17 protein-coding genes and 2 tRNA genes are annotated in these 24,179 nt (G+C 44.2%); 5 read left to right on the top strand and 14 right to left on the bottom strand.

Annotated features, from left to right (window positions below; genetic code table 11):
- Window position 1 precedes the first annotated feature (1 nt).
- The 5 genes from galE to NSS95_RS03420 all read right to left on the bottom strand — a co-directional run bounded on the left by galE (window position 2) and on the right by NSS95_RS03420 (window position 4,521).
- Window positions 2-997 carry a UDP-glucose 4-epimerase GalE gene (galE, locus tag NSS95_RS03440; RefSeq protein WP_014095917.1) on the bottom strand — a complete coding sequence of 332 codons (996 nt, stop codon included), beginning with the start codon at window positions 995-997 and terminating at the stop codon, window positions 2-4.
- Window positions 994-2,175 (bottom strand): galactokinase, encoded by a 1,182-nt coding sequence (locus NSS95_RS03435; RefSeq protein ID WP_328228532.1) that lies wholly within the window; start codon window positions 2,173-2,175, stop codon window positions 994-996. The genes galE and NSS95_RS03435 overlap by 4 nt, the downstream gene beginning before the upstream one ends.
- 423 nt (window positions 2,176-2,598) lie before the next feature.
- A complete protein-coding gene (locus NSS95_RS03430) occupies window positions 2,599-2,817 on the bottom strand; it encodes a hypothetical protein (protein ID WP_014095919.1) in 219 nt (72 codons plus the stop codon).
- 379 nt (window positions 2,818-3,196) lie between these two features.
- Window positions 3,197-3,340, bottom strand: a complete 144-nt coding sequence (locus tag NSS95_RS03425; RefSeq protein WP_017551605.1) for an acyl-CoA dehydrogenase — start codon at window positions 3,338-3,340, stop codon at window positions 3,197-3,199.
- Window positions 3,341-3,384: 44 nt separating this feature from the next.
- Window positions 3,385-4,521: an acyl-CoA dehydrogenase family protein gene (locus NSS95_RS03420; RefSeq protein WP_014095921.1), complete on the bottom strand. Its 1,137-nt coding sequence runs from the start codon at window positions 4,519-4,521 to the stop codon at window positions 3,385-3,387.
- 140 nt (window positions 4,522-4,661) lie between these two features.
- Here NSS95_RS03420 and NSS95_RS03415 point away from each other — a divergent pair.
- Window positions 4,662-4,734 (top strand) — tRNA-Thr (locus tag NSS95_RS03415).
- Window positions 4,735-4,752: 18 nt separating this feature from the next.
- Window positions 4,753-4,843, top strand: a tRNA-Ser gene (locus NSS95_RS03410).
- A 48-nt stretch (window positions 4,844-4,891) separates the two neighbouring features.
- Here NSS95_RS03410 and NSS95_RS03405 read toward each other — a convergent pair.
- A complete protein-coding gene (locus NSS95_RS03405; RefSeq protein ID WP_026684377.1) occupies window positions 4,892-5,677 on the bottom strand; it encodes a 5'-nucleotidase, lipoprotein e(P4) family in 786 nt (261 codons plus the stop codon).
- 373 nt (window positions 5,678-6,050) lie between these two features.
- On the opposite strand from NSS95_RS03405, the gene NSS95_RS03400 reads away from it, so the two are divergent.
- The gene (locus NSS95_RS03400) at window positions 6,051-7,226 is read left to right on the top strand and encodes an IS256 family transposase (RefSeq protein WP_017551449.1); all 1,176 of its coding nucleotides are present in this window, start codon (window positions 6,051-6,053) and stop codon (window positions 7,224-7,226) included.
- A 784-nt stretch (window positions 7,227-8,010) separates the two neighbouring features.
- Here NSS95_RS03400 and NSS95_RS03395 read toward each other — a convergent pair.
- The 3 genes from NSS95_RS03395 to NSS95_RS03385 form a co-directional block, all read right to left on the bottom strand.
- The gene (locus NSS95_RS03395; RefSeq protein ID WP_340713791.1) at window positions 8,011-9,426 is read right to left on the bottom strand and encodes an ISLre2-like element ISBco6 family transposase; all 1,416 of its coding nucleotides are present in this window, start codon (window positions 9,424-9,426) and stop codon (window positions 8,011-8,013) included.
- Window positions 9,427-9,673: 247 nt separating this feature from the next.
- Window positions 9,674-12,763 (bottom strand): MMPL family transporter, encoded by a 3,090-nt coding sequence (locus tag NSS95_RS03390; protein WP_061577685.1) that lies wholly within the window; start codon window positions 12,761-12,763, stop codon window positions 9,674-9,676.
- Entirely contained in the window at window positions 12,760-13,290 is a 531-nt protein-coding gene (locus NSS95_RS03385) for a MarR family winged helix-turn-helix transcriptional regulator (RefSeq protein ID WP_061577686.1), read from the bottom strand. The genes NSS95_RS03390 and NSS95_RS03385 overlap by 4 nt, the downstream gene beginning before the upstream one ends.
- 553 nt (window positions 13,291-13,843) lie before the next feature.
- On the opposite strand from NSS95_RS03385, the gene NSS95_RS03380 reads away from it, so the two are divergent.
- The gene (locus NSS95_RS03380; protein WP_061577687.1) at window positions 13,844-14,485 is read left to right on the top strand and encodes a TetR/AcrR family transcriptional regulator; all 642 of its coding nucleotides are present in this window, start codon (window positions 13,844-13,846) and stop codon (window positions 14,483-14,485) included.
- A 31-nt stretch (window positions 14,486-14,516) separates the two neighbouring features.
- Window positions 14,517-16,028: a DHA2 family efflux MFS transporter permease subunit gene (locus NSS95_RS03375; RefSeq protein WP_035190796.1), complete on the top strand. Its 1,512-nt coding sequence runs from the start codon at window positions 14,517-14,519 to the stop codon at window positions 16,026-16,028.
- A 53-nt stretch (window positions 16,029-16,081) separates the two neighbouring features.
- Here NSS95_RS03375 and gabP read toward each other — a convergent pair whose 3' ends face one another.
- From gabP to NSS95_RS03350, 5 genes are all read right to left on the bottom strand, one after another.
- The gene (gene gabP / locus NSS95_RS03370) at window positions 16,082-17,473 is read right to left on the bottom strand and encodes a GABA permease (protein ID WP_026684375.1); all 1,392 of its coding nucleotides are present in this window, start codon (window positions 17,471-17,473) and stop codon (window positions 16,082-16,084) included.
- Window positions 17,474-17,517: 44 nt separating this feature from the next.
- Window positions 17,518-18,855, bottom strand: a complete 1,338-nt coding sequence (locus tag NSS95_RS03365; RefSeq protein ID WP_061577688.1) for an aspartate aminotransferase family protein — start codon at window positions 18,853-18,855, stop codon at window positions 17,518-17,520.
- A gap of 1,351 nt (window positions 18,856-20,206) precedes the next feature.
- Complete coding sequence (locus NSS95_RS03360) at window positions 20,207-21,571, bottom strand: PTS ascorbate transporter subunit IIC (RefSeq protein WP_035182290.1); 1,365 nt, start codon at window positions 21,569-21,571, stop codon at window positions 20,207-20,209.
- A gap of 111 nt (window positions 21,572-21,682) precedes the next feature.
- Window positions 21,683-21,982 (bottom strand): PTS sugar transporter subunit IIB, encoded by a 300-nt coding sequence (locus NSS95_RS03355; RefSeq protein WP_035182291.1) that lies wholly within the window; start codon window positions 21,980-21,982, stop codon window positions 21,683-21,685.
- On the bottom strand, window positions 21,979-24,096 hold the full coding sequence (locus NSS95_RS03350) for a BglG family transcription antiterminator (RefSeq protein ID WP_061577777.1): 2,118 nt from the start codon (window positions 24,094-24,096) through the stop codon (window positions 21,979-21,981). The genes NSS95_RS03355 and NSS95_RS03350 overlap by 4 nt, the downstream gene beginning before the upstream one ends.
- Window positions 24,097-24,179: the final 83 nt, after the last annotated feature.

Raw genomic sequence — 24,179 nt, 5'->3', positions numbered from 1 at the left:
TTCACCTTCTGTCGTCGTAACCGTTTGGATGGCTTTCATGCCAGTTCCATGCATCTTTGATAATCTGGCGGATATCCGTTTTTTTCGGATTCCAGCCGAGCACACGCTTTGCCTTGTCGGATGAAGCGATCAGCGTGCTCGGATCCCCAGCGCGGCGGTCGCCGATTTTGACGTTAAAGCCCTTGCCGGTCACTTCCCGCACGGTATCCACAATTTCTTTGACGGAAAATCCGTTGCTTGATCCGAGGTTGAACACATCGCTTGCGCCGCCGTTCTGTAAATATTGAAGCGCAAGAATATGGGCATCAATCAAGTCCTCCACATGGATGTAATCGCGGACGCATGTCCCATCTTTTGTATCATAGTCTTCGCCGAAAATGGTGATCGCCTCACGTTTTCCAAGCACCGTTTCCAATACAACCGGGATGAGATGCGTTTCCGGATGGTGGTCTTCGCCGATTTCGCCGGTTGATCTTGCGCCGGCTACGTTAAAATAGCGAAGTGCAACGTATTTAATGCCGTACGCTTTTTCACACCATTTCATCATTTTTTCCATCGTCAGTTTTGTCTCGCCGTAAGTGTTGGTCGGAACGGTCGGCATTGTCTCTGTAATCGGCACGTGTTCCGGTTCCCCGTATGTTGCAGCGGTCGAAGAAAACACAATATGCGGCACATGGAATTCTTTCATCATTTCAAGCACAATTTGCGTGCCATATACGTTGTTGTCGAAATATTTCAGCGGCTGTTCCATCGATTCGCCGACAAGCGAGTTGGCTGCAAAATGAATGATCGCGTCAATTTTTTCTTTCCCGAAAACTTCCTGCATAAAGGCACGGTCGCGAATATCACCTTCGTAAAATTTTGCCTTTGGATGGATTGCGGCGCGGTGGCCGGTTTGCAGATTGTCAATCACCACCACGTCATATTTTTGGTCGATCAGTTGATATACGGCATGCGAGCCGATATAACCGGCCCCGCCTAATACTAAAATGCTCATGCAAGTTCCTCCATTGTCATTTCTTTTGCTCCGTCACCGATGCTTGCGGTGTAGAAGTCCGCCCGGTAGCCGATTTCTTTTTCATAGACGTCCCCGACATTTTTAATGAACGCATCAACTTTGTCAGTTTCGACAATCGCGATCGCACATCCGCCGAATCCTGCGCCCGTCATTCTCGCCCCGAGCACGCCCTCCTGCTTCCAGGCGGTTTCGGCCAGCGTATCGAGTTCTTTGCCGGTCACTTCATAATCATCCCGCAGCGAACGGTGGGAGGCATTGATCAGTTCCCCGAAAGCGGGCAGGTCGCCGCGTTTTAATGCGTCAAGTGCTTTTAGCGTGCGCACATTTTCGTAAACCGCATGTTTTGCCCGTTTCCTCACAATCTCATTGTCTATGATTTCCTTGTTTTTTTCAAATGCTTCTTCTGTCAAATCGCCGAGCGTTTCGATATCGAGTTTCTTTTGCAGCTGTTTCAGTGCCGATTCACATTCCGCACGTCGTTCATTATATTTAGAGTCCGCAAGTTCACGGCGTTTATTCGTGTTCATAATCAAAATTTTATGGTGATCCAGCTTGATCGGGGCATATTCGTACGCAAGTGTGGCACAGTCGAGCAAAATGCCCGCGTCTTTTTTGCCCATCCCGACCGCGAACTGATCCATGATCCCGCTGTTTACGCCGATAAATTGGTTTTCCGTTTTTTGCCCGAGCTTGACAAGATCGAGCTGTTCCACTTTCAGGTTGAACAATTTTTCAAGCATCACGCCGGTTAATAGTTCAATGGAGGCGGAAGAAGACAGGCCGGCCCCATTCGGAATATTGCCGTACACGAGGCAGTCAAAACCCTGTTCTATTTCATGCCCCGCTTCCTTCAAATATTTCAGCATGCCTTTCGGGTAATTGGCCCAGTCATGTGCTTTGTTGTATGCCAGATCGTCAAGCATAAATTCGATAACGCCTTTTTCTTTAAAATTCAAAGATACAAAGCGAATGTTGCGGTCATCGCGTTTTTTGGCCAAAGCATACGTCCCCATGGTAATCGCGCACGGAAACACATGGCCGCCGTTATAGTCGGTATGCTCCCCGATCAGATTAATCCGGCCCGGCGCAAAAAACGCGCGCTCCGCCGCCGTCCCGAAATACTCCTTAAAAGCCTGAGGCAAATTTGGGTTGCTCATGTTCGTTCCCCCTAAGTGTAATAGAATAGAATAAAAAGATTGCAAACGTTTTCTTCAATTCCATCTTACACGCAGAAGTAAAAAAAGGCAACATTTTTACTAAAATTTTTACTGGTAATATTCCATTTCTAAATAGGGCTTGCTGAACGAATCCGATTCTGAGTTTGTACCAAATTTGTCTGCAAGCTCTGTCGCAAAATATATGTGAGAATGCGTGATTTTGTCTTCTAAATACGTTGAATCGGCTTTCGAGTGCAAGCTTTTCCCTGGATTTGTTGTAAAATCCTTGCATTTAAATTGTTGCCAAAGCTGTCAGCACTCTTGCCAAATCTAGGAATTTTGCTTATTCAGCAAGCCTTAAATAATACAGCCTCAGTACAATCATTTACCATTCCAATGCGATCCACTGCTGTAATAACTGATTTAAGATTTTTTCTCTTCTTTTTTTAAATCATCTTTTAAATACTCCATATCTTTTATGTACCTTTGGATTGTTTCTTCTATTGCATCTTTTATTACTCGGGGATATCCCTTTTCATCTTCTCGTTTTTGTTCCTTCTTTAGCTCATCTATATCTTTAGTAAGCAAAGATATAGCCTTCTTCTTCTCATCTTTACTCATGAATTCATAGATTTTTCTCATAAAAAATACCTCGGCAATAAATTATTTCTAAATTTTTATTTTTTTATTATAATACGTTTTGATAAGGAGGAGGCTTTTGTTATACGCAGCTTTCAGATGTCGAGCAGGAAACAAACGGCCTGCTGTCTTACACCCGCAAGCCGAAAACCGCCCCGGAAAATATCAGGAAAATCCTTGAAAAATGGCAGGATGAAATTGTACGGGCTTATCCGGCACATCATCGAACGTAAGCAAACCATGGAGCGGCAACAGTGCATTTATCAGCAGTTGCCGCTTTTTTAGCAGTAGCGACAAAGTGGACCGAAAAAAGCGGCGGCGCTTTGCTGCTTTGCGCCCCCCCTTTTTCCCGGCTGCTTAGACCATCGGATGCTTTTTGATTTTACACGCGCGCGCCGAGCTGCATAAGGACGGTATCATCCATCGGCGGATTGTGTAATCCCGCATGCACATCACGGTAATAGCGCTGCAGCGGGCTTTTTTGAAAAAGGCTGCGGGCGCCGACTATCCTCATGGCCAGATCCACAATTCTGTTTTCCCGCTGTTTAGACCATCGGATGCTTTTTGATTTTACACACGCGCGCCGAGCTGCATAAGGACGGCATCATCCATCGGCGGGTTGTGGAGCCCGGCGCGGACATCGCGGTAATAGCGCTGCAGCGGACTTTTTTCGGACAGGCTTCTGGCACCTACGATTCGCATCGCTAAATCAACTGCTTCTATCGCATGATTCGTAACTGCCATTTTCGCTGCCCCAAGTTCCGGGCCCATCTCTTTTCTTTGTTCTGCTCCGGCTTCATCCCACATTTTCGCAACCGAATACAGAAAATGCCGCGCCTGCATCAATTTCAGCTCGATTTCACCGAATTTCTGGCGGATAGCCGGCAGTTCCGCAATCGGATGGTTCAGGCTGTTCGGCGTATACGATTTAGCAAAGCGAGCCGCTTCCCGTTTTGCTGCCTCGGCAATGCCTAAATAACAGGCAGGGATATGGAGCAGATAACCGGCCGGCTCCTTCTTTTTCGTCTGGATCTCCGCCAGGTTCGCAAGCGGGACTTTGACGTTTTCCAGCACAACATCATGGCTGCCGGTTGCCCTTAAAGCAATGCTGTCCCATGTTTCGACGATGGAGAGGCCAGCCGTATCCCGCGGAACGACAAAACTGCCAACCGCTTCTTTTTCCGGAATCGTTGCGGTAATGATAAAAAAGTCGAGCACCGGAGACATGGTGGCAAAAGTTTTTCTCCCGTTTAACACCCATTCGCCGTTCTTTTCCGTTGCCGTTGTTTCCGGCATGCCACCGCGCGTCGGGCTGCCCGTTTGCGCTTCTGTTGCGCAAGTGTTGATGAGGGCGGCCTCCCCTGCTGCCGCACGGCAAATGCGTTCAAACAATTGCCCGTTCCATGTTCTTGTTTCGGACAAATGCATTAAAATCCCCATATGCCATCCAATGGAAAGGGCAGTCGACCCGTCCGCAACCGCGATGGCCTCTTGCAGGCGGACAAGCTCATACAGCGAAATGCCGCCCCCACCGTAGTTTTGTGGCACAGTCAGCTTTGTATAGCCTGTTTCTTTTAAATCTTGAATATTTTCAAAAGCAAACCGTCCTTCCAAGTCATTGGCAGCCGCCCTTTCAGAAAACGGGCCGGCAAGCGTTTGAATTAGGTCCAGTTTTTCCTCCAGCGTTGAGGCTTTTAAAAAATCCATATCCTTTCCTCCCCCGGAAACATCTTTTCTCTTATTTTACCGGAAACATGCCGGAAAAACATTACAACACTTTTTTTAAATTTCCTCTTGCAATCCGGATTTTATTATAATATAATTTACATTGTCCTGATTGATTCCATGCTGGTGTAGCACAGTTGGTAGTGCACTTCACTCGTAATGAAGGGGTCGGAGGTTCGAGTCCTCTCACCAGCATCTTTCTTTTTTTCATATGGAGAAGTACCCAAGCGGCTGAAGGGGACGCACTCGAAATGCGTTAGGGCGGGTGACCGTCGCGTGGGTTCAAATCCCACCTTCTCCGCCATACATAGTGCATATAAAAATTCCGGAGAACTCCGGAATTTTTTTGCGTTTATGAACCACATGGCAATTCATGCTCCCAATCCCCGTAAACCGGATTCGGGAATACGATAAATTTGCGGCCAAATGCATGGCGGAAACGGTCTGCTTCCAGGCTGCGCGCCTTGTTTCCTTTTCCGTCAAATGTCTTAAAAAAGTCACCCAGATTATCACCGAACAAGGCAATGATTTCATAATTCTTTTCAACGGTTTGTCGGCGTGCTTCTTTGCTGCTTGTTCCTGTTTGCAACAGCACATGGGAACGGACGGCCTGCGGGATCCCTTCTTTTTTCAAGTTGCGAAGGGTGGCATCCATATATTTTTCGTCCCGGTTTGAAATGTAATAAATATCGATTCCTTTTTTATCGGCATATTTTAAAAAGGAAAGTGCCCCCGGAAGCGGTTTTGCTTTTGCTTTTTTCACCCATGCTCCCCAGCCGCTGCCAAACGAAATGCCTTTTTCTGCCATATAAGATAAGTACGGCCCGTTATCCAGCACTGTCTCATCCAGATCCAGGACAATGGCGCGCTTCTTTTTTACTTTGGTTTTCAGGCTCTCCTCAATACGCTGTTTTCCGATATTGTATCCTTGATAATAGAGCGCTCTTGCTTCTCCGGATGTCCGGTACCAGGCAACCCCCATTTTGGTCTGTTCCGCTTTTTGCTTTGCCGTGCAGCCCGTAACCGGAACCGTCTTCATGACGGCAGCTTCCCGGTTTTGTTTGCCGCCTTCAGCAGAGCACCCCGCATTTCCAAGCACCAGCGCAAAGACAATTAGCAACCCTGCAAAATAGTTCATGCTTGCCCCTTCTTTCTAAAATGCTTTTACGATTAGTATAAGGGAACCCCGGAAATTGATACATGCTAAAATGGCATCTTTCACGGGGGTTGTTAGGCACTTCGAAGCGGTCTATTCTGATTTACGACGGGATTTTCATTCTTCCGCTGGCATGTATTTTTTGTGATATGGGCGTTTACGTACATTGTTTGTCGGAATTTCGCTCGCTTCCTTCACTTAGACGCATCCTACGTTAAGAAACAACGCGTTTTTTCCGCGCTTCCTTCACTCAGACCGATTAAGTCCGTATAATTGTGTAAAAAGAAGGAGTCATTTTATCAACTCTTGGCAACACTGTTTTCAACGACAATAAACAATGAAAAGAGGAGATAAAATGACTCACTTACAGTTTAACCTAAATTTGGATGTTTTAAAAGAAGCCATCATGACTTCAGATCTTGACGCGGTAATTAAATCAGCGGTTGTCCTCGTGTTAAACGAGTTTATGGAAAAGGAAAGGGATGACTATTTAAAAACGAGCCCTTATGAACGCGCTGTTGAACGCCGGGATTACCGGAACGGTTACTATGAACGCGAGCTGTTGATGAGCATCGGCAATGTTACATTAAAAGTTCCCCGGACACGTAATGGCGAATTCTCAACTACCTTATTTGAAAAGTATGCCAGATGTGACCAAGCTTTCGTCCTTTCTATGTTGGAGATGGTCATCAATGGCGTCTCTACCCGTAAGGTCACAAATGTCGTAGAACAGCTTTGCGGTAAGAATGTATCCAAGTCGTTTGTCTCTTCCCTTACGCAAAAACTGGATCCCATTGTGAATGCTTGGGCCGAGAGACCGTTGAATACAACCTACTACCCTTATGTGTTTGTGGACGCCATGTATATAAAAGTACGGGAGCACCATAAGGTCATATCAAAGGCTGTTTATATTGCGACTGCCATTACAGAGAAGAATACACGTGAAATACTGGGTTTAAGCGTTGACCATGCAGAAAGTTTGGAGAGTTGGAGTTCATTTTTTAAACAACTTAAATCACGTGGACTCCAATCACCAAAACTCGTTATTTCCGATGCTCACATGGGCCTTCAGAAAGCAATACAACGGGAATTCATTGGCACTGCTTGGCAAAGGTGCAATGTTCATTTTAAACGCAATATCATTGAAAAACTGCCCAAAAAAGATACTGCAGAAATCCGGGTGATGATTAAGCGCGTGTTTGAGGCCGTTACGATTGAGGACATACGCAAGTTTAAAGATGAATTAATAAACAAATTTGGTACAGAAGCAAGATTTGAAAAAGCCCTGGCCATTTTAGATGAAGGTTTTGAAGATACTATCCAATACATGAACTTTCCTGAGAATATCCGTATGCACATACGGAGTACTAATTCCCTCGAGCGGCTTAACCAAGAGGTTCGTAGAAGGGAAAGGGTCATTCGCATTTTTCCTAATACCCAATCTGCTTTTCGTTTGGTTGGTGCCGTTTTAATGCAGTATCAAGATACAGAATACTCGAAGAGGAAGTCACTTATGGGAAAGAATAGTTAGCAGCATTTTCAGCTTAACTTCCATCATGGATGATTTCATCTCCGGGAAGGGATGTCAAATTGAAAGGCATTTGACATCCCTTCCCGGAGATGAAGAAAAAAATCCATGGAAGTTAAGCCGAAAAAATGAAGGGGTGGTTGAAAACATTTGCCCATAAATTTACACAATAACCTGGACTTGACTCTCAGACCCGTTCTACGTTAAGAAACAACGCTTTTTTTCCGCGCTTTCTTAACGTAGGCGCACTCTATGTTAAGGAACAACGGAATTTTCGCCCGCTTCCTTAACGTAGACCCGTTCTACGTTAAGAAACACGGCGTTTTTTCCGCGCTTCCTTCACTTAGACCCGTTCTACGTTAAGGAACAACGTCTTTTGCGCCCGCTTCCTTCACTTAGACCCGTTCTACGTTAAGAAACACCAGTTTTTGCGCCCGCTCCTTCACCTATACTCGTTTTATGCTCACTTTTCAAAAAAATAGTTGGCCTGGTATGTGTCAAGTTTTTCTCGACAAGGTTTAAATATCGGGTATTCCAAGACACTCTTTTTGTACACTTTCGGCTACCGTGCTTTACTTGCTCGGTGTAATTTTCGGAAAAGATGTAATATTTCCGTATAAAGATGGATAACGGGGATGTTGAGGCGCGCGAAATTCACTCGCTTTCCGCGGGCGGCCGGCGAGCCTCCTCGCTCGTACCTCGCTGCGGGGTCTCTCCTGGCTCGCTTTTCCCGCAGGAGTCTCGTAAATTTCGCGCGCCTCAACGATCAGTCCCCACTGAGCCAGGCTTAAAACGAAAGCTCTAATATTTTGCTTAAATGTCCCATTGCCGATGAACTGCTTGAATGCAGGGCAACTGATCCGTGCTTTACGCCCACTGACGGGCGTACAGGCTGCTTGAGTAGTTGAGACATCCTGATGGATTGTTTCAAGTTCCGTTGCTTTCTCTCGCTTCTTGAACGGTGTTTCAGATAGGCTTCTCTCAATGTCCCATTGAGTATGCCTTGTTTGATTTTCACCATGGCTTCTGCGCCAAGTTCACTCCAATGCATGCCCCTTTTTTTCATCCTGAAGGAGATATGCCTTTGATTCGATTCCATCGCTCCTAGGCCTCTCGCACCTTCCGGCACGTTTTTCACCCTGTCTCTCCAGTCAAAAATGCGGTCCCAGTTTTTCAAGATATACGAACGGAATTCCTTGATTTTCTTGAGAGCCTTTTTATCCGTCAAGGTGCTTTCGTGCGTATCCAAATATAACGTGAATTGGTCCAGGTCATGCGTTCTAATCGCTTTTCTAATTTGCTCCTTGATCTCGCTCTTTCCGCCCCCAAATGTCCTTATGATGGCTTGTGCAACGTGGTAGGTATCCAGCTGGTTGAGCACCGGAAATTCCGACTGTGAGAATGCTGTTTGAAACCGTTCAGCTGTGTACCCAGCACCTCCATCACTGTTTGTAATGACATGCGCTTTTTCGAGGGAATAGGTGTTGGCAGCTGTGGCTTGGACTTCATCCCAAAATGTCTGGATGGCTTCCGTTGTCATGATGACTGTGGGCTGACGCAGGGAGACCCTTTTTCCATTGGTTTCCCATCCCTCATAGAGAATGGCGTGGTGGACTTCCATACTCTGTTTCTTTTTTAGTCCCCGAACGAATACACCATCTGCTTCAGAAAACAGGTAGTCTACCTTCTTCCCCTCAGGCAGGGAAACAGCTATTTCTAGCTCTTCTACAAGTGCCTTATCGGCTTCCGCCTGAGTTTTCCCTACGTGTTTTACCATGTTCCCTACAGTTGTGTGACTAAGACTCACTGCTGTCCACTCTTTTAAAATATCAGCTACTTCCCGATAGGTGTTCTCACTTGCCAACTCTGCCACCTTTAATTCCACTAACGGGCTGTATCGTTGGTGTGGTACCAGCCCTAACCATTCATCCAGAGGATAATGTGAGTTCCCTCTCTTATCACGCATTAATGAACGTTTAAAAGTCACACTTCCAAATAGAAACTGAACGCTTCTGTTATCACTCCGGCAGTACACCCAGCCCTCCTCTAACTTCTCCTGTTTAATTGTTTTATCTAACTCTTCAAATATTTCCCCAACCCATTGTGTAAAAGCCTTCTGCATCAGAAGTTTAAGCTGTTCTTCAAATTCGATAAGACTCTTTGTATCCTTTAATAATCCAGCAATTATTGATATAATATCCATGGGAAGACCTCTCTCTCTAGATGTTCATCTTGAAGTGTACAATTAGATGATAGAGCGTCTTCCCATTTTTTTCCACTCATTTGCCCCGTCGAGTAAAATTTTACACATACGTTGGCCTGTTTGCTCACTTACCATCTCTTTACCGTACTTTAGCTAAAAGGTTACCTGCTTCCTCCGCCTCGATCTAAAACCGTGCCAGCAAAAAAAGCAGCCCTTTCCCAATTTGGATAAGCGGCTGCTTTTTTCATTATCGCTTGGATGATTCTTTCTCCAGCTCCAAGTTTTCTTTCTTTTTGTCCGAAAATATTTTTTCCAAGGCTTCCGGCAAGGCGATCATGCCTGGCAGAAAGAATGGCAATAGGATGAAGCAAAGCACGACAAGGCCGGTAATGACGGCGATCGCCAATTCAGCCAGCAGCAGCATTCCTGAAGGCATCAGCGTGGCAAATGTGCCGCCTAAAATAACGACCGCGGAAATAATGACACCGCCTGTATGTCTCGAAGCGAGTATAATCGCTTCCCTCGGGTCAAGCTGCGGGTATTCCTTATAGCGCATCATCAGGAAAATGCTGTAATCTACACCAAGCGAGACGATGATGATAAAGGAAAAGAACGGCACAAACGAAGAAATGCCTTCATAGCCCAGCATGCCAAGAAAAATAGAGTTGATGACAAACATGGCTGTATAATAGGCACCGACAAGGGATGCCGTAATGAAAACCGGCGGCCAGAAAGACCGTATAACCAACAGAAGCACAAGCAGCACGCTGATGGTCACGATCACGGTTGATTTGGCAAGGTCCCTTGACAGAATATGGTTCATGTCGTTGGTCGTTGCACTCGTTCCGGCTGTCCCGCTGTCGGCTTTTGAAAGCACAGTTCCTTTCAGCCCGGTGACAACCGTTTTATTGATCTTATCAATGGTATCCAATGATTGATTTGAATAAGGATCGTTGCTCAACACGACAGTCAGTTTCGTCACTTTTCTGTCATCCGACATATACGTGTCCATTGCTTTTTTAAAATCTTTGTCGGCGAGCGCTTCTTTCGGAATATGGAATGTTTTTTCCGTTTTCAGCTGTGCCAGATAGTCATTTGTTTTGCCAAGGCCGTCTGAAATTTGCTTTAATCCGCGGTTAACATCCGACAACTTATCGCCGAACTGTTTAAAACCGCTAAGGCCGGAAGCGAGTTGCTGCTGGCCCGATTTCATCTGGCCCAGCCCCTTTGTCACATCGTTCATATTGGTTACTATTTTGCCGATGCCATCAGACGCCTGGCCAATCCCGCTTTCGGTTTTCTTGAGCCCGTCTGCCATTTGCGAAAGCCCGCCAGCCATCTTGGATAGATTGTCGTTCGCTGTCTTGAACCCGGATGTCGTCTTGTCGTAATTGCTGTTCAGCGTGTTGATCCCTTCCGGCGTGATTTGCTTGAGGGATGATGAGAGCTGGTTTGTCATTTGCTTCAGCGCCAAATAGTTCCGGTCGCTCTGCACACTTGGCGTACTTTGCCCGAGCGCCGTCACGAGCGTCTGCATTTGCGCAATCGCACTTTTTACACCGAGCAGTGCTTGTGCAGCCTGCTGATAATTTTTGCCCATTTCAGCATAGCCGGCCTGCATTTTCCCGTAATTTGCTGACAATGTGCTGACCCCGCTGCTCATTTGGGAAAGATTTTTTTCAATGGTAGCGATGCCGTTTGCCAGTGTTTCCGGCTGGCCGGACCCATTGCCAATGCCGTTTTGAATTTTTTCGAGCCCGGTGGTGAGAGCGGCCATTCCATTTTCAAGTTTGGCGGTTCCATCTACCATGTCGTTCACTTTCGAAAAATCGGCGGATCCGAGTTTCTCCTGGGCTGTCTTTAATCCAGCATTGATTTGGTCAACCCCGTCCTGCGTTTGCGACAAGCCGTCCGTTACCGTAATCATCTGCTTGTCGATGTAAAAGTCCTCCATTTTCTTTCCTTCAGGCCGCGTAACCGAAGAAACTTTCCCGACACCGTCTATTTTTTTCAGCCTTTGTGTAATATTGTCAATGACAGCCATGGATGCGTTGTTATCCATTGCTTTTCCGTTCTCAATCACAACCTCCGCAGGCATGGACTGCCCTTTCCCGAAATGTTCAGCAACAAGGTTGATCGCTTTGGAAGAAGGATATTTATTGCCAAGTTCTCCAACCGTATCAAAATTCAGCTTCTCCTGGTGAAAGATCAATGCTGGGGCAATGATCAAAAGAATGAGTGTGACTGTAATAATCGGATGTTTTACGGCGATGAAAGAAGCTTTTCCCCAGTACCGGTTCGGCTTATGCCCGCTTGCATTTTTCGACGGCCAGAACAGCTTTGTACCAAGGACTTTCATGATGAAAGGAGTTAGGGTTAAAATTTCAAGCAAAAGGATCGTTACCCCGATCACCACAACGACACCTGACCGATATATCGGCGATTCGGAAAATATAAGCGCCAGAAATGCGATAAAAACGGTCACAATACTATAGGCGATCGTTTTTCCCGCCGTCCGGTATGTGCGGACAATCGCTTCATCAATCGGGTTCCCGTGGGACAACTCTTCCCTGAACCGGTTAAAAAGCAGGATATTATAATCGGTTCCAATTCCAAATAAAATCAGCACAAGCAGCATCTGCGTCAAGCTTGTCACCGGAAATCCGGCTTTGTCGATAAGCTGGGCGGCAATCCCCATTGAACACAAATAGGAAAAAGCGACAGCCGCCAACGAGACGAGCGGGGTCACAACGGAGCGGAACACAATCACCAGCACAACGAGAATAAAAATGACCGTTAATGCTGCGCTCCGCTCCACACCGGCTTGGGAGGCCTTCAAATAGTCATTGTTAATAAAATCTTCCCCGCTCAAATAATAATCGACAGGCGAATGTTTCAGCCTGGCATCAAACTGTTTTTGGATGTCATCGATTTCTCTCCCTTTTTTATCCAGCTTGAAGCTGACCATAAGCGTGGTGCCGTCTTTTGATAAAAGGGAACTTTTGGCTTCCGGCGTATGGATCGGGTCAATCACATTGGAAATGCCGAGTTCGGATTTGCTTTCTCTAATTTTGTCTAAACAATCACCGATTTTTTCCATTTCGGCCTTTGAAATTTTATTTTTATCGTAAAAAACAATCAAATTGTTCGTGCCTTTGCCGGCATCGATCTTTTTTAACATTTTGTCTGCTACAACGGAAGGGCTTTTGCTCGAGGTTCCCTGCTGCCCCCGTTCCCGCAGGATGGCATTAACATCCGGCTGGATCGCTGTCAGCACAATCGTGGCAATGAGCCATACGGAAAAAATGATCCAACGGCCTTTCAGAATTTTTCTCACTTGTCGTTCTCCTTTTTCCTAGATTTGAAGCTTTCATTTTCGTCACGAAAAAAGAACACATCAAAAGATTCATATTTATGAAGGCCATCCCGCTCGATTTTTTTCTTCACAGCATTTACGAGCAGTTTGATGCCTTGTTCCACGATGTCCTGTTCATCCGGCTGCAACAGGTTCAATGCATCTACAAATGACTGGTTGATGATTTTTGATATGCTTTCGCTCAGTTCGCCTTCCAGCTCCGATGACGGAGAAATCTCCACCGACCGTTTATCCGATGCGCTCGGGGTTTTCACAAGCAACCCTTTTAACGTCAGCCGCTCCACGATATCCGAAACGGTGCTCTGCGTCATTTTCAAGTTCCGGGACAGCAATTTGATACTAACCCTTTTGCCCGTTAACACCTCCGCCAGCACCCTGACCTGGGGAACAGTTAAACCAAACTCCTCCGCTTCTCTTTGCAAACTTTTGATGATATAACGCTGCAAAAAATCAATTGAATCCCGAATAAATTCGGCTCTTTCACTCATATACTCCCCTCCCCTGCATATTTATCATTGAATCGCCTAATATACATCGTATCCGATATATCGTACACGATGTATATTAGGCGAAAACAGGATCCTTGTCAATAAAATATCTGCTATATAAAATGAAGGAAAAATTCCGATGAGCGCCAAACCATTCATTGTATGATAGCTTACAGCAGGCAATATTTCGTTATACTTCAGGACGATTATTTTTGCAGGCAACAGAATAGCCTGTTTCCGTTCACTTTATATAGTAAAAACCGGGACGAGCACCAGCCTGTGTTTCCATAATTGGACCTGCGACGATTTCCCCGCAGATTCGCGACCGGTAAGACCGGATTTAAAACTTCCCCAGCCTGTTTTATGTTTTTAGGTACGTTTGTCCTTATTTTTCCCGGCAAGCTGCGGCGAAGAGACCGGTGCACTTTATTAAGAAATGTTTCCAGTGACACGGTGTCATATATAATCTTCATATTGTTTCTTTTATGACACGGTGTCATTTTCAGGACAGATGCCCGTGCCGCAATTTTTCAAGATAGGAGAATATGCTGCCATGCCGAAGCCAACTTTTTTCCGGTTGCCGAAAGAAAAACAGGACACTTTGATTCAAGCTGCAAAAAAAGAATTTTCAAGAGCACCGCTGCACGAATCCTCTATCGCAAATATTGTAAAGGAGGCTTGCATTCCAAGAGGCAGCTTTTACCAATACTTTGAAGATAAGGAGGATTTGTTTTATTATTTGCTGCGTTTGCTCTCACGAAAAAGCAAAGAACAGTTTATTTCCACTCTCCAAAAAAAGGGCGGGGATTTATTTGCGGCTTTTACCGAGGTCTTTCAATTTGCCATTCAAGACATCCGAAACCAGGAAAATGCCAATTTTTTCAAAAATGCTTTTTCCAATATGAATTATAAAACCGAAAATACTTTGGCAGAAAATTTTTTTGAAGAGGATCTGAAAAAGCAGGATTTGGCTTTGCTCCGGTCCGTCAACACAAAAAAACTGAACATCAATGACGAACGGGAACTGCAGGATATGATCACGATTTTGGAAGCCGTCACCTTTCATAATCTTGTGCAAGCATTTGCCGGGGAATTAACGGCCGAAGAAGCACTCGATCATTATCTTGCCCAAATGGAACTGCTTAAAAAAGGATTGTACAGGGAACCTTCTCCGGCATTTTCAAGCGGGAAATAAAAACAACTTACAAAAAGGGGAAAAAGATAATATGAATCCAGCAATACAACATAAAAAGCCGCCCTATCTCATGATCGGGGTTCTTTTTATCGGCGCTTTCGTTTCATTTCTCAATAACTCGCTGCTCAATGTAGCACTGCCTTCCATCATGGCAGATTTACACATCAAAGATTATTCCACCATTCAGTGGCTCGCAACAGGTTATATGCTAGTCAGCGGCGTGCTGGTTCCTGCATCTGCTTTTCTGCTGACCCGCTTTACAAACCGGCAGTTGTTTATTACGGCCATGTTGATCTTCACGTTAGGGACTGCGCTGGCAGCATTTGCCCCGAACTTCGGGCTGTTGCTGACAGGAAGGATGATCCAGGCTGCAGGATCTTCTGTCATGGGGCCATTGCTCATGAATATTATGCTGGTTAGTTTTCCGATTGAAAAACGCGGAACAGCCATGGGGGTCTTTGGCCTTGTCATGATTACAGCCCCGGCAATCGGCCCGACGTTATCCGGCTACATTGTCGAATACTTTGACTGGCGCTTTCTGTTTGAAATGATTTTGCCATTAGCCGTTATCAGTCTCGTTTTGGGGATCTGGAAAGCGGAAAACGTCATGGAGCAAAATAAAAAAGCAACGCTTGATTATCTCTCGGTCGTCTTATCTTCCATCGGGTTTGGTGGTTTGCTTTACGGATTCAGTTCTGCAAGTTCGGACGGCTGGACAGATCCGGTGGTTTTAACGGCACTGATTGCCGGCAGTGTGGCTTTAATCGCCTTCGTTATTCGGCAGTTTATGATGGATGAACCTTTATTGGATTTGCGCGTGTATAAATATCCGATGTTTGCCCTTGCCTCTGTCATTGCCATTGTAAATGCGGCAGCCATGTTTTCCGGCATGATTTTAACACCTGCCTATGTGCAAAACGTACGGGGCATCTCTCCGCTTGACTCCGGCTTAATGATGCTGCCGGGCGCAATTGTCATGGGGATTATGTCGCCGATCACCGGAAAGCTGTTTGATCAGTTCGGTCCCCGCGTGCTGGCTGTCACGGGGCTTTCCATCACAGCTGTTTCCACCTATATGCTGGCGAATTTACAAATTGACTCGAGCTACACGTATATTATTCTTGTTTACACGCTCCGGATGTTCGGGATGTCGATGGTGATGATGCCGATTATGACGAACGGCTTGAATCAATTGCCTTCCCGGCTGAACCCGCACGGAACGGCGGTTAATAATACAGCACAGCAAGTTTCCGGGTCAATCGGAACAGCCGTTTTTGTCACGATCATGAATGCTGTCACAAAATCGAAAGCGGAAGACCTGATGTCCGGGATCAATCCGCTTCATTTTACAGCAGCTGATAAAGCCGCTTTAGGACAAAAAGCGTTGCTGGCCGGCATCCAATATTCCTTCTACGTCGCGCTCGCGATTAATATTGTCGTATTGATCATGTCCCTTTTTGTGAAACGGGCAGATACATTTAAACCAGGCGCCAAAAAGGAAAACAGAAAGAAAACCATGCAAACAAAACCGGCTGCAGATTAACAGCTGGAAAATGGGCACCGCCTTTTTAAAAGAGGCGGTGCTTTTTGCTGTGCTTAAGATTTTATACTTGAATCCTCACTATCCAGTGGCAGCACATTTGTTTTTTTAGGATGCAAAAGGAAATACGAGCCGACCACGAGAACGGCAATAAGCAAAGTCAGCAGTACTTGCGGACGCAATGAGTCGATAAAGATCATCGCGACTAAAACCGCAACAATGCCCAAAATGGTGACATAAGTTAAATACGGATACAGCCACATTTTCACCTTCAAGGCATCCGGGTTCGTTTTTTCCACCGTCCGACGCATGCGCAAATGGGAAAAGGCAATGACAAGGTAAACCAATAAAGCGATCCCGCCTGAACTGTTTACTAAAAACAAGAATACTTTATCGGGGGAAATATAATTAAAAATAACCCCGACATAAGCGAAAACCGTGCCGCACAAAACGGCATAAACCGGTACCCCGTTTTTATTTAACTTCAGAAAAATTTTCGGGGCATCGCCGGCTTTTGCCATCCCGTACAGCATCCGTGAATTTGTATATAAACCAGAATTCAAACAGGAAAGTACGGCGGTCAGCACAATGAAATTCATAATCTGAGCCGCTGCCGGAATGCCAACATGTTCAAGAACGGCGACGAACGGGCTCTTTAAAATATTCGCCGAGTTCCACGGAAGCAAGGTGGCTACAATCGCAATCGAACCGACATAAAAGATCAGAATTCGCCAAATGACACTGTTAGTAGCTGTTCTGACTGCCCTTTCCGGTTCGGAGGATTCCCCCGCCGCCACTGCCACAATTTCGGTCCCCATAAAAGAAAAGATGACAACCGTAATGCCCAATAAGACGCTACCAAAGCCATTCGGCATAAAACCGCCATTCCCTGTTAAGTTGGAAAGTCCTGGGGATTGGACGCCCGGAACGATGCCGAAAATAACGGAGAGGCCGAGCAGCAGGAATAAAACAATGGTGGCCACTTTAATGATTGAAAACCAATATTCGAATTCACCGTACGATTTAACGGAATATACATTTGTGAGCGTTAATAAAACGGTTAATATTAAACTTAAAAGCCACGATGGCATTTCCGGGAACCAGTATTGAATATTCGCTGCCCCCGCAGTTGCTTCAATCGCAATGACAATGACCCAAAAGAACCAGTACAGCCAGCCAATCGTGTATCCTGCCCAAGGGCCAATGGCTTCACGCGCATAGGTGGAAAACGAACCGCTTGTCGGGTTCACCGATGCCATTTCCCCCAGCATTCTCATAACAAAAATGACAAGTAAACCTGCCAAAGCATACGAAATGACTGCACCCGGGCCGGCCGAATGGATGACGGCGCCGCTTCCCATGAACAAGCCGGCGCCAATGACTCCTCCGATCGAAATCATCGTAATATGGCGAATTTTCAAGTCCTTCTTCAGTTGCTGATTCTCCAAACCCTCTCTCTCCTTTGAAGCGCATTTTCTAACAAGAAACGTTTTTACAATTGGGAGATGCTTTCTTTTAAAACTTGCACGATCGTGCGAAAGTCATCATCGGTTATGCTTAACGGCGGGGAAAGCTGCAATACATTGTTAAATCCAGCAACAGTATCACCGTTCTTGCCAATTAACAGGCCTTTTTCTTTGCAGGTGCTTATCACTTTATTCAGTTTTTCGACTGCAGCCGGTTCCTTTGTTTGTTTATTTTCCACCAGCTCAATGCCAATCAGCAATCCTTTTCCGCGGACATCCCCTACATTTGGATGATCCTTCAGGCTTATTAGCGCTTCTAGCAGCCGTTCACCCAGTATGCGGGAACGTTCAAACAACGCTTCATTTTCCATTAATTCCAAATTCTTTAAAGCCAGTGCACAGGCTGCAGGATTTCCTCCGAATGTGTTGACGTGGCGGAAACGGTCATAATCTTCACTGCCCGCATACGCCTCGTAAATTTCCCTTTTGACAGCAGTCGCTGATAGCGGGAGATAACCGCTCGTAATCCCTTTTGCCATTGTAATGATATCCGGCTTCACACCGTAATGCATAAAACCAAACGCCTTTCCGGTCCGTCCGAATCCGCAGATGACTTCATCACAAATCAGAAGGGCACCGTGCTTTTCGCAAATCTCTTTCACTTTCGCCATATAACCATCGGGCGGCAGTAAGATCCCTCCGCCAGTAATGATCGGTTCCATAATGACGCCGGCAATCGTTTCACTTAGCTCCCACGTCATTACACGGTCGATTTCCTTGGCACTTTCAAGCGTTTCCACGTCTTCCGGATGCCGGTACGTGTCAGGAGGTGCAACATGAAGAAATCCCTGTCCAAGCGGTTCATACTTATACTTTCTTTGTGCCTGGCCTGTTGCCGCAAGCGCCCCCATCGTATTGCCGTGATACGCGCGATAACGGGAAATAAACTTGTACCGGTCCAGATCCCCTCTTTGCCGGTGGTATTGGCGGGCAATTTTAAAAGCCGTCTCATTGGCTTCCGAACCGCTGTTAGAGAAGAAAATGACGTAATCCCCGCCAAGCCATTCGTTTAATTTTTCGGCCAGCTGAATGGCAGGCACATGGCTTTGGGATAACGGATAGTATGGCATCTCAAGAAGCTGCTTGTATGCCGCTTCCGCCAATTCTTTCCGGCCGTAACCGGTATTCACACACCATAACCCGGCCATCCCGTCCAAATAGCGGTTGCCCTCAATGTCCGTTACCCAAGCACCTTCCGCTTTTGTGATAATCAAATTGGGCTGCCCGGGACTTGCGGCTCCCCTCATGGCATGCCATAAATATTTTTCGTCTGTTTCCTGTAGCGTTTTTGTTTGCAAATGCATTCATCCTCCCATCCCCTTGATTAAGTTACACGCTGTCGTCTTTTTTGCGCGTAAAAACAGTGTGCATCCTTCCCCCCATTTCCCGGCCAAAAGCAGCTCAATGGCAATATTCCGACTGCCTTGCTGCTGGCGGGTATGGGCTTCCGTTCTTTTGACGGTGCCATGTTCGCCCTGGCATGGCATTCATCCTGAAAAATGTACTGGATGACTTTCATTCTTCTCTGCGAAACGGGCGCCTCCCCACTGCCACCCATATCGATTTTTCACCATCTGCCATGCCATACCCCTGTTCGAAGTCATTTTTGTAAGCGGATTCAGTGAAGGTTTTGACAAATGATTCACCTATTCACATTACATTCCGACAGAGAACCATCCTCCAACCATAAAACTGAAGAAACCAGTAGCCAGAATTTTGGATATAAAAGGGGTCCCCATGCCCGGAAAATCACAACGGTTGGCTAAACAACACTATGCGCATATTATAGAATGAATTTTTTATCTTTTCAATACCTTTTTTCTGACCACAGGCAGAAAAGGTTTTATTGCAGCCGTGTCTGATCAAGATTGTAACCTATGATCGGGAAGATAACCACATAGAAAAGAGAAAACAGTTAACAGTTCGGAAAAAAATTAATTTTCCTTGGATTTTATGGAAGCGATTTCGAAAGGATGCTATAATAAAATTGCTCAAAGCTTGGTCTGGGCATACCATGAATGATGAATGGAGGTGTACGGCTTGAAAAGCTTCTTTTTATCTAAAACGTTTATTATTACTTATTTGATTGTCTTAGTTGCATTTGCATCACAAATAATGTCTCCAGCTATAAATGTTAATTATATTGCCTTGATCTTTGGATCTTTTGTGATCGCTGCAGTAATCACATTTATAATAAAAGCATTCATCAAATTAATAGATGTAATCACGAAAAAAACATCTTAAAAAAGCTCCTATATAAATGAACAAAATATCGCAGCTCCGTTGCCTGCTGAATAAAGTAGGCCTCATGCAAATTGCTGCTCATGCTTGATGAAAAACTTAAGTTTATTTTATATAATAGGGGCTTTTTCTTAACACCGTTGTTTTCATTTTAAACATTCGCATGAGTAGGCACCATCAGCAACTCGGCTTTCTACATTAAAAGAAAGCTCTTTTCGCGGCTACAAGAAGAGCTTTCTTTCATTTTTAAGCCAATTGCTTTTTCTTTTTAAGTGATTTGAAGAGTCCACAGCATTTTAGCAGTACATGCGTTCATACGGATCCATTCATCCGCTTTAGTCTTTTAAAATGGCAGCCATGGAGGTCCGGACCATTTACACTTATCTCATCTCTAAAATTCCCCAAACCAATTGGTTATTTATTTCCAGCAGGATTTGCATTTTTCTTTTTGAACGCGGTTAGAATAAGCATAATGGCAAGAACAGCAAAAATTCCTGTCGTTATCAGTACAACGCCTCCTAATCCTCCTAAACCTCCTAAGAAAAGGCCGACAACACCATAGTCTGTATCAGAGAATGTAGAATTTTCAAAGCCAAGATTGCCTAATACCGGCATCAACGCAATCGGCATGAAACTAATAACGATTCCATGGATGAATGAACCGAGTATCGCACCTCTGCGCCCGCCTGTTGCATTGCCAAATACCCCTGCTGTTGCACCACAGAAAAAGTGAGGAACGACACCTGGTAAAACGATTATCGTGTGGAAGGCAATCATCAGAAACATGCTCACGATTCCTCCGATAAAGCTTGAGAAAAAGCCGACCAAAACAGCATTTGGGGCATATGGAAAAACAATTGGACAGTCAAGTGCCGGTTTAGAGTTTGGAACTAATTTTTCAGAAATCCCTTTAAACGCCGGAATGATTTCGCCTAAGATCAAACGGACACCCGAAAGGATGACAAACACACCTGCAGCAAAAGTACCTGCCATTTGGATGGCATAAATAATAAAGTTTGTTCCATCGCTTAGTTTTGCTTCAATATATCCTTTGCCAGTAAAAATAGCTAGAATTATATAAATAACTCCCATCGTAAGCGTTATGGCAACCGTTGAATCACGCAAGAAGGAAAGGCCTTTTGGGACTTTAAGATCTTCTGTTGAATGGTTTTGATTTCCGAAAAATTTACCAATAACAGCTGAAATCATGTATCCAAAATTACCGGTATGTCCAAGTGCAACTTCATCTGTACCAGTAACATTTTTCATGAATGGCTGCACGATAGCCGGTGACAAGGCATTTGCCATTCCGAGAATCAATCCGCCTAAAAGGATTAAGGGTACGGATGTAAAACCGGATACCGTCATAATGACCGCAATCATACAGGACATATATAAAGTCGCATGCCCTGTTAAATAGATATATTTAAATCTCGTAAACCGTGCAATGAAAATATTGACAATCATGCCAACCAGCATAATCAATGCTGTCGGTGTACCATATTTTGTGAGGGCAAGGGCTACAATCGCCTCATTATTTGGGACAACACCCTGAACGGAAAAAGCATGTTTAAACATTTCCCCAAATGGTGTTAAAGAATTCTGTACAATACCCGCACCCCCTGTTAAAACCAGGAATCCTACAAACGTCTTTATACCGCCCAGCAATATGTTACTGATCGATTTCTTTTGAAGGATTAAACCGATAACGGCAATTAAAGCAACAAGAAGTGCCGGCGTACTGGCAATACCAATTAATACATTTAAAAAATCTTTCATGATCTCGTCACCTCAATTTGTCTGAATGAAAAAATAATGCTTTGTTCATTCATCTTTGGTTAGATCTGGATAAAAACGCATCCATGCACGAATTTTTTGCTTATCCATGAATTATTCAGGCAAACGACCGGATTCTTGCAAAAATTGAACCACTTTTTCTTTCAATTCATTTTTATCAATAATACTTTTTAATACTGTTACTTTCTCGGCTCCAAGTTTTTCAGTTGCCTCAGCTAAATCCTGGCCGACAAAGAAATGGTCTGCAGAATCCGGGGTAGCACTTCCCATATCGAAGTGAGTCACTTCAATATCATCCTGATTAATCCCTAATTGATCTAAAATCGACTTGATGTTCATTTCAATCATGAAACTGGAACCTAAACCTGATCCGCATACAGCTGCAATTTTCATTGAATATTCTCCTCCTCTGTAATAATGGATAAAATTTCTTCTTTCGTTTTCGCATGTAAAAGTTGCTCTAATTTTTCTTCCTTCCCCAGCAATGTTGCAAGCTCGGATAATGCTTTTAAGTGGGCCGTATTATCGATGGCTGCTAAAGTAATAAAAATCCTAACCGGATGTTCTTTATCTACTAAATCAACCGGTTTATCAAGCTTCAACAGTGACATTCCTAAGTGCTTGACACCATTTTCGGGACGTGCATGCGCCAAGGCAATTTCTCTGCCAATATTGATAAACGGCCCATGCTGATTGACAACGTTTATCATGGCATCAATATATTCCTGGTTAATTTTGCCCTCCATTAAGAGCGGGCTTGCGCTCTTTTGAATGGCTTTCATCCAATCGAGGCCATCATTTTTTACAACTTGAATTGTATGATCAGTTAATAGCTCACTCAGCATTGGCTGATAGATCCCTCCTGTTCCACTCTTGAAGTTTGGTTTATTAAACAGCTGAATTAATCCTTGTGTTAAGCCATTAAAGTCATGAATCTTCGCATAATCACTAACAACATCCAAAATAGATGAGACAAGTTCATTTCGATAAATATCAAATTGAACAAGATTTTTGGTGAGTATTTTTAAATCCTGATGATCCGGGATGGAATGAACTGTAATGACTTTTTTATTTTTTTCCGGAATGTTTACCGTGGAAATCACCAGGTTTTCCTGTATTTCCGATTGTTTTAAATACTCTCGCTCTGTGATTGGACCTTCAAAACTTACAAATGGAAACAACGATTGAAGTTTTTGTTTCAAGATGGCTGCAGTTCCAACACCGCTGCTGCAGACAAGCAAAACTTTTTGAACTGCTTTTGTAGGCCAGTTTTTTCTTTGTTTATCAATTTCCGCACCAAAATAAATCGAGATTAACGAGATTTCATCTTCACTGATAGAATGTTTACAAAAGGCTTCAAAAGGCTGAATGGAGAATCTTGTAAATGAAAATACATTCCCGTAATTCTTTTTGATCTCCTTTAACAGCCTGTTTTGATACTTCACACCATAGCGCACCCGATAGTAACAAGCAAGAAGATGCACGTACAGATTCTTTTTCAATTCATAAATATTATCGAAATTGATGCCGGATATTTGTTGAAAACGTAAAATCACTTTTTCAACGACCGTATCCAATCCGGTAAATTTTTGCGGTGCATATTTGGACTCCGAACTGATAAAATTGATCTGGCTGCTCAAAAGAAGTGTTTCTATATAAAAGATTTCGTTTTCATATACTTCAGGATTAATATCAAATAACTTTAACAGCTGCGAAACCAGTTCGTATTCAGGGTACGTTTTCAGAACATTTAATTCGTATTCTTTTAATGGTCCGACTGTTCTATTCTTTTTAATTCGCTGAATAACAAACGGGATATAAACCGATAAAATGTTTATAGCGTCGTCCGAAAAATGTTTTCCCGTCAATCTTTCTACATCTTCTAACCATGCACCGGTTCCACGTATAAATTGATTTTCAGCTTTGCAATCGATGAAGTGTTGAAAATGTTCACTGCTTATCATTTTTTTGTACAAATTTGAGTGATTGCTAATAAATTCATGAAACCACCAACGGATATCTTCTTCTTTTCCGCTTAACCAGTAGCCGTGTTTAGGATCATTTTTAAGGGCAAGGTTGGACTTTTTAAGCAGGCTTCTGGCCCGATCAATATCTGTTATAGCAGTATTTCTTGAGATATTTTCAAGTTCAGACAGCCCTTCAAGGGTAACTTTTTTCGTACTGATTAAACTAAGCAGAATATCTATGTTGCATCTTTCATCTTTTGAATATTTAATCGGTGTTGATTCTTCGATGGCATCCCCTGTTTTAAGTATTTTTTCTTTCGTTTCTTTTTTTAGATAGTAGCCCTCATTCCTGACATTTTGAATGGGCTCCATTTTTTTTGCAAGCAATTCTTTATTTAGAGCGTTGAAAATATAATAGACCGTTCTTTTGGAAATTTTAAAGGTGCTTGATAAATCTTCAACAGATGTGTATCCTTCTTGATGTGCTAAGTAGTTTAAAATGAGCTTTTTCTTGGAAGCGCCCATATTTTTCACTCCCATTTGTTCCTCCTTCCTACATTTTCATCATATAACAAATGTTAAAACATGTAAGCGCAATCAGTGCAGAAGACTATGTGCAAAAT

It is taken from the genome of Weizmannia sp. FSL K6-3076 (assembly GCF_038007245.1).
GTDB lineage: Bacteria > Bacillota > Bacilli > Bacillales > Bacillaceae_C > Weizmannia > Weizmannia faecalis.
Note: the sequence above shows the minus strand (reverse complement) of the source record. Positions and strands in the feature narration are given on the sequence as shown.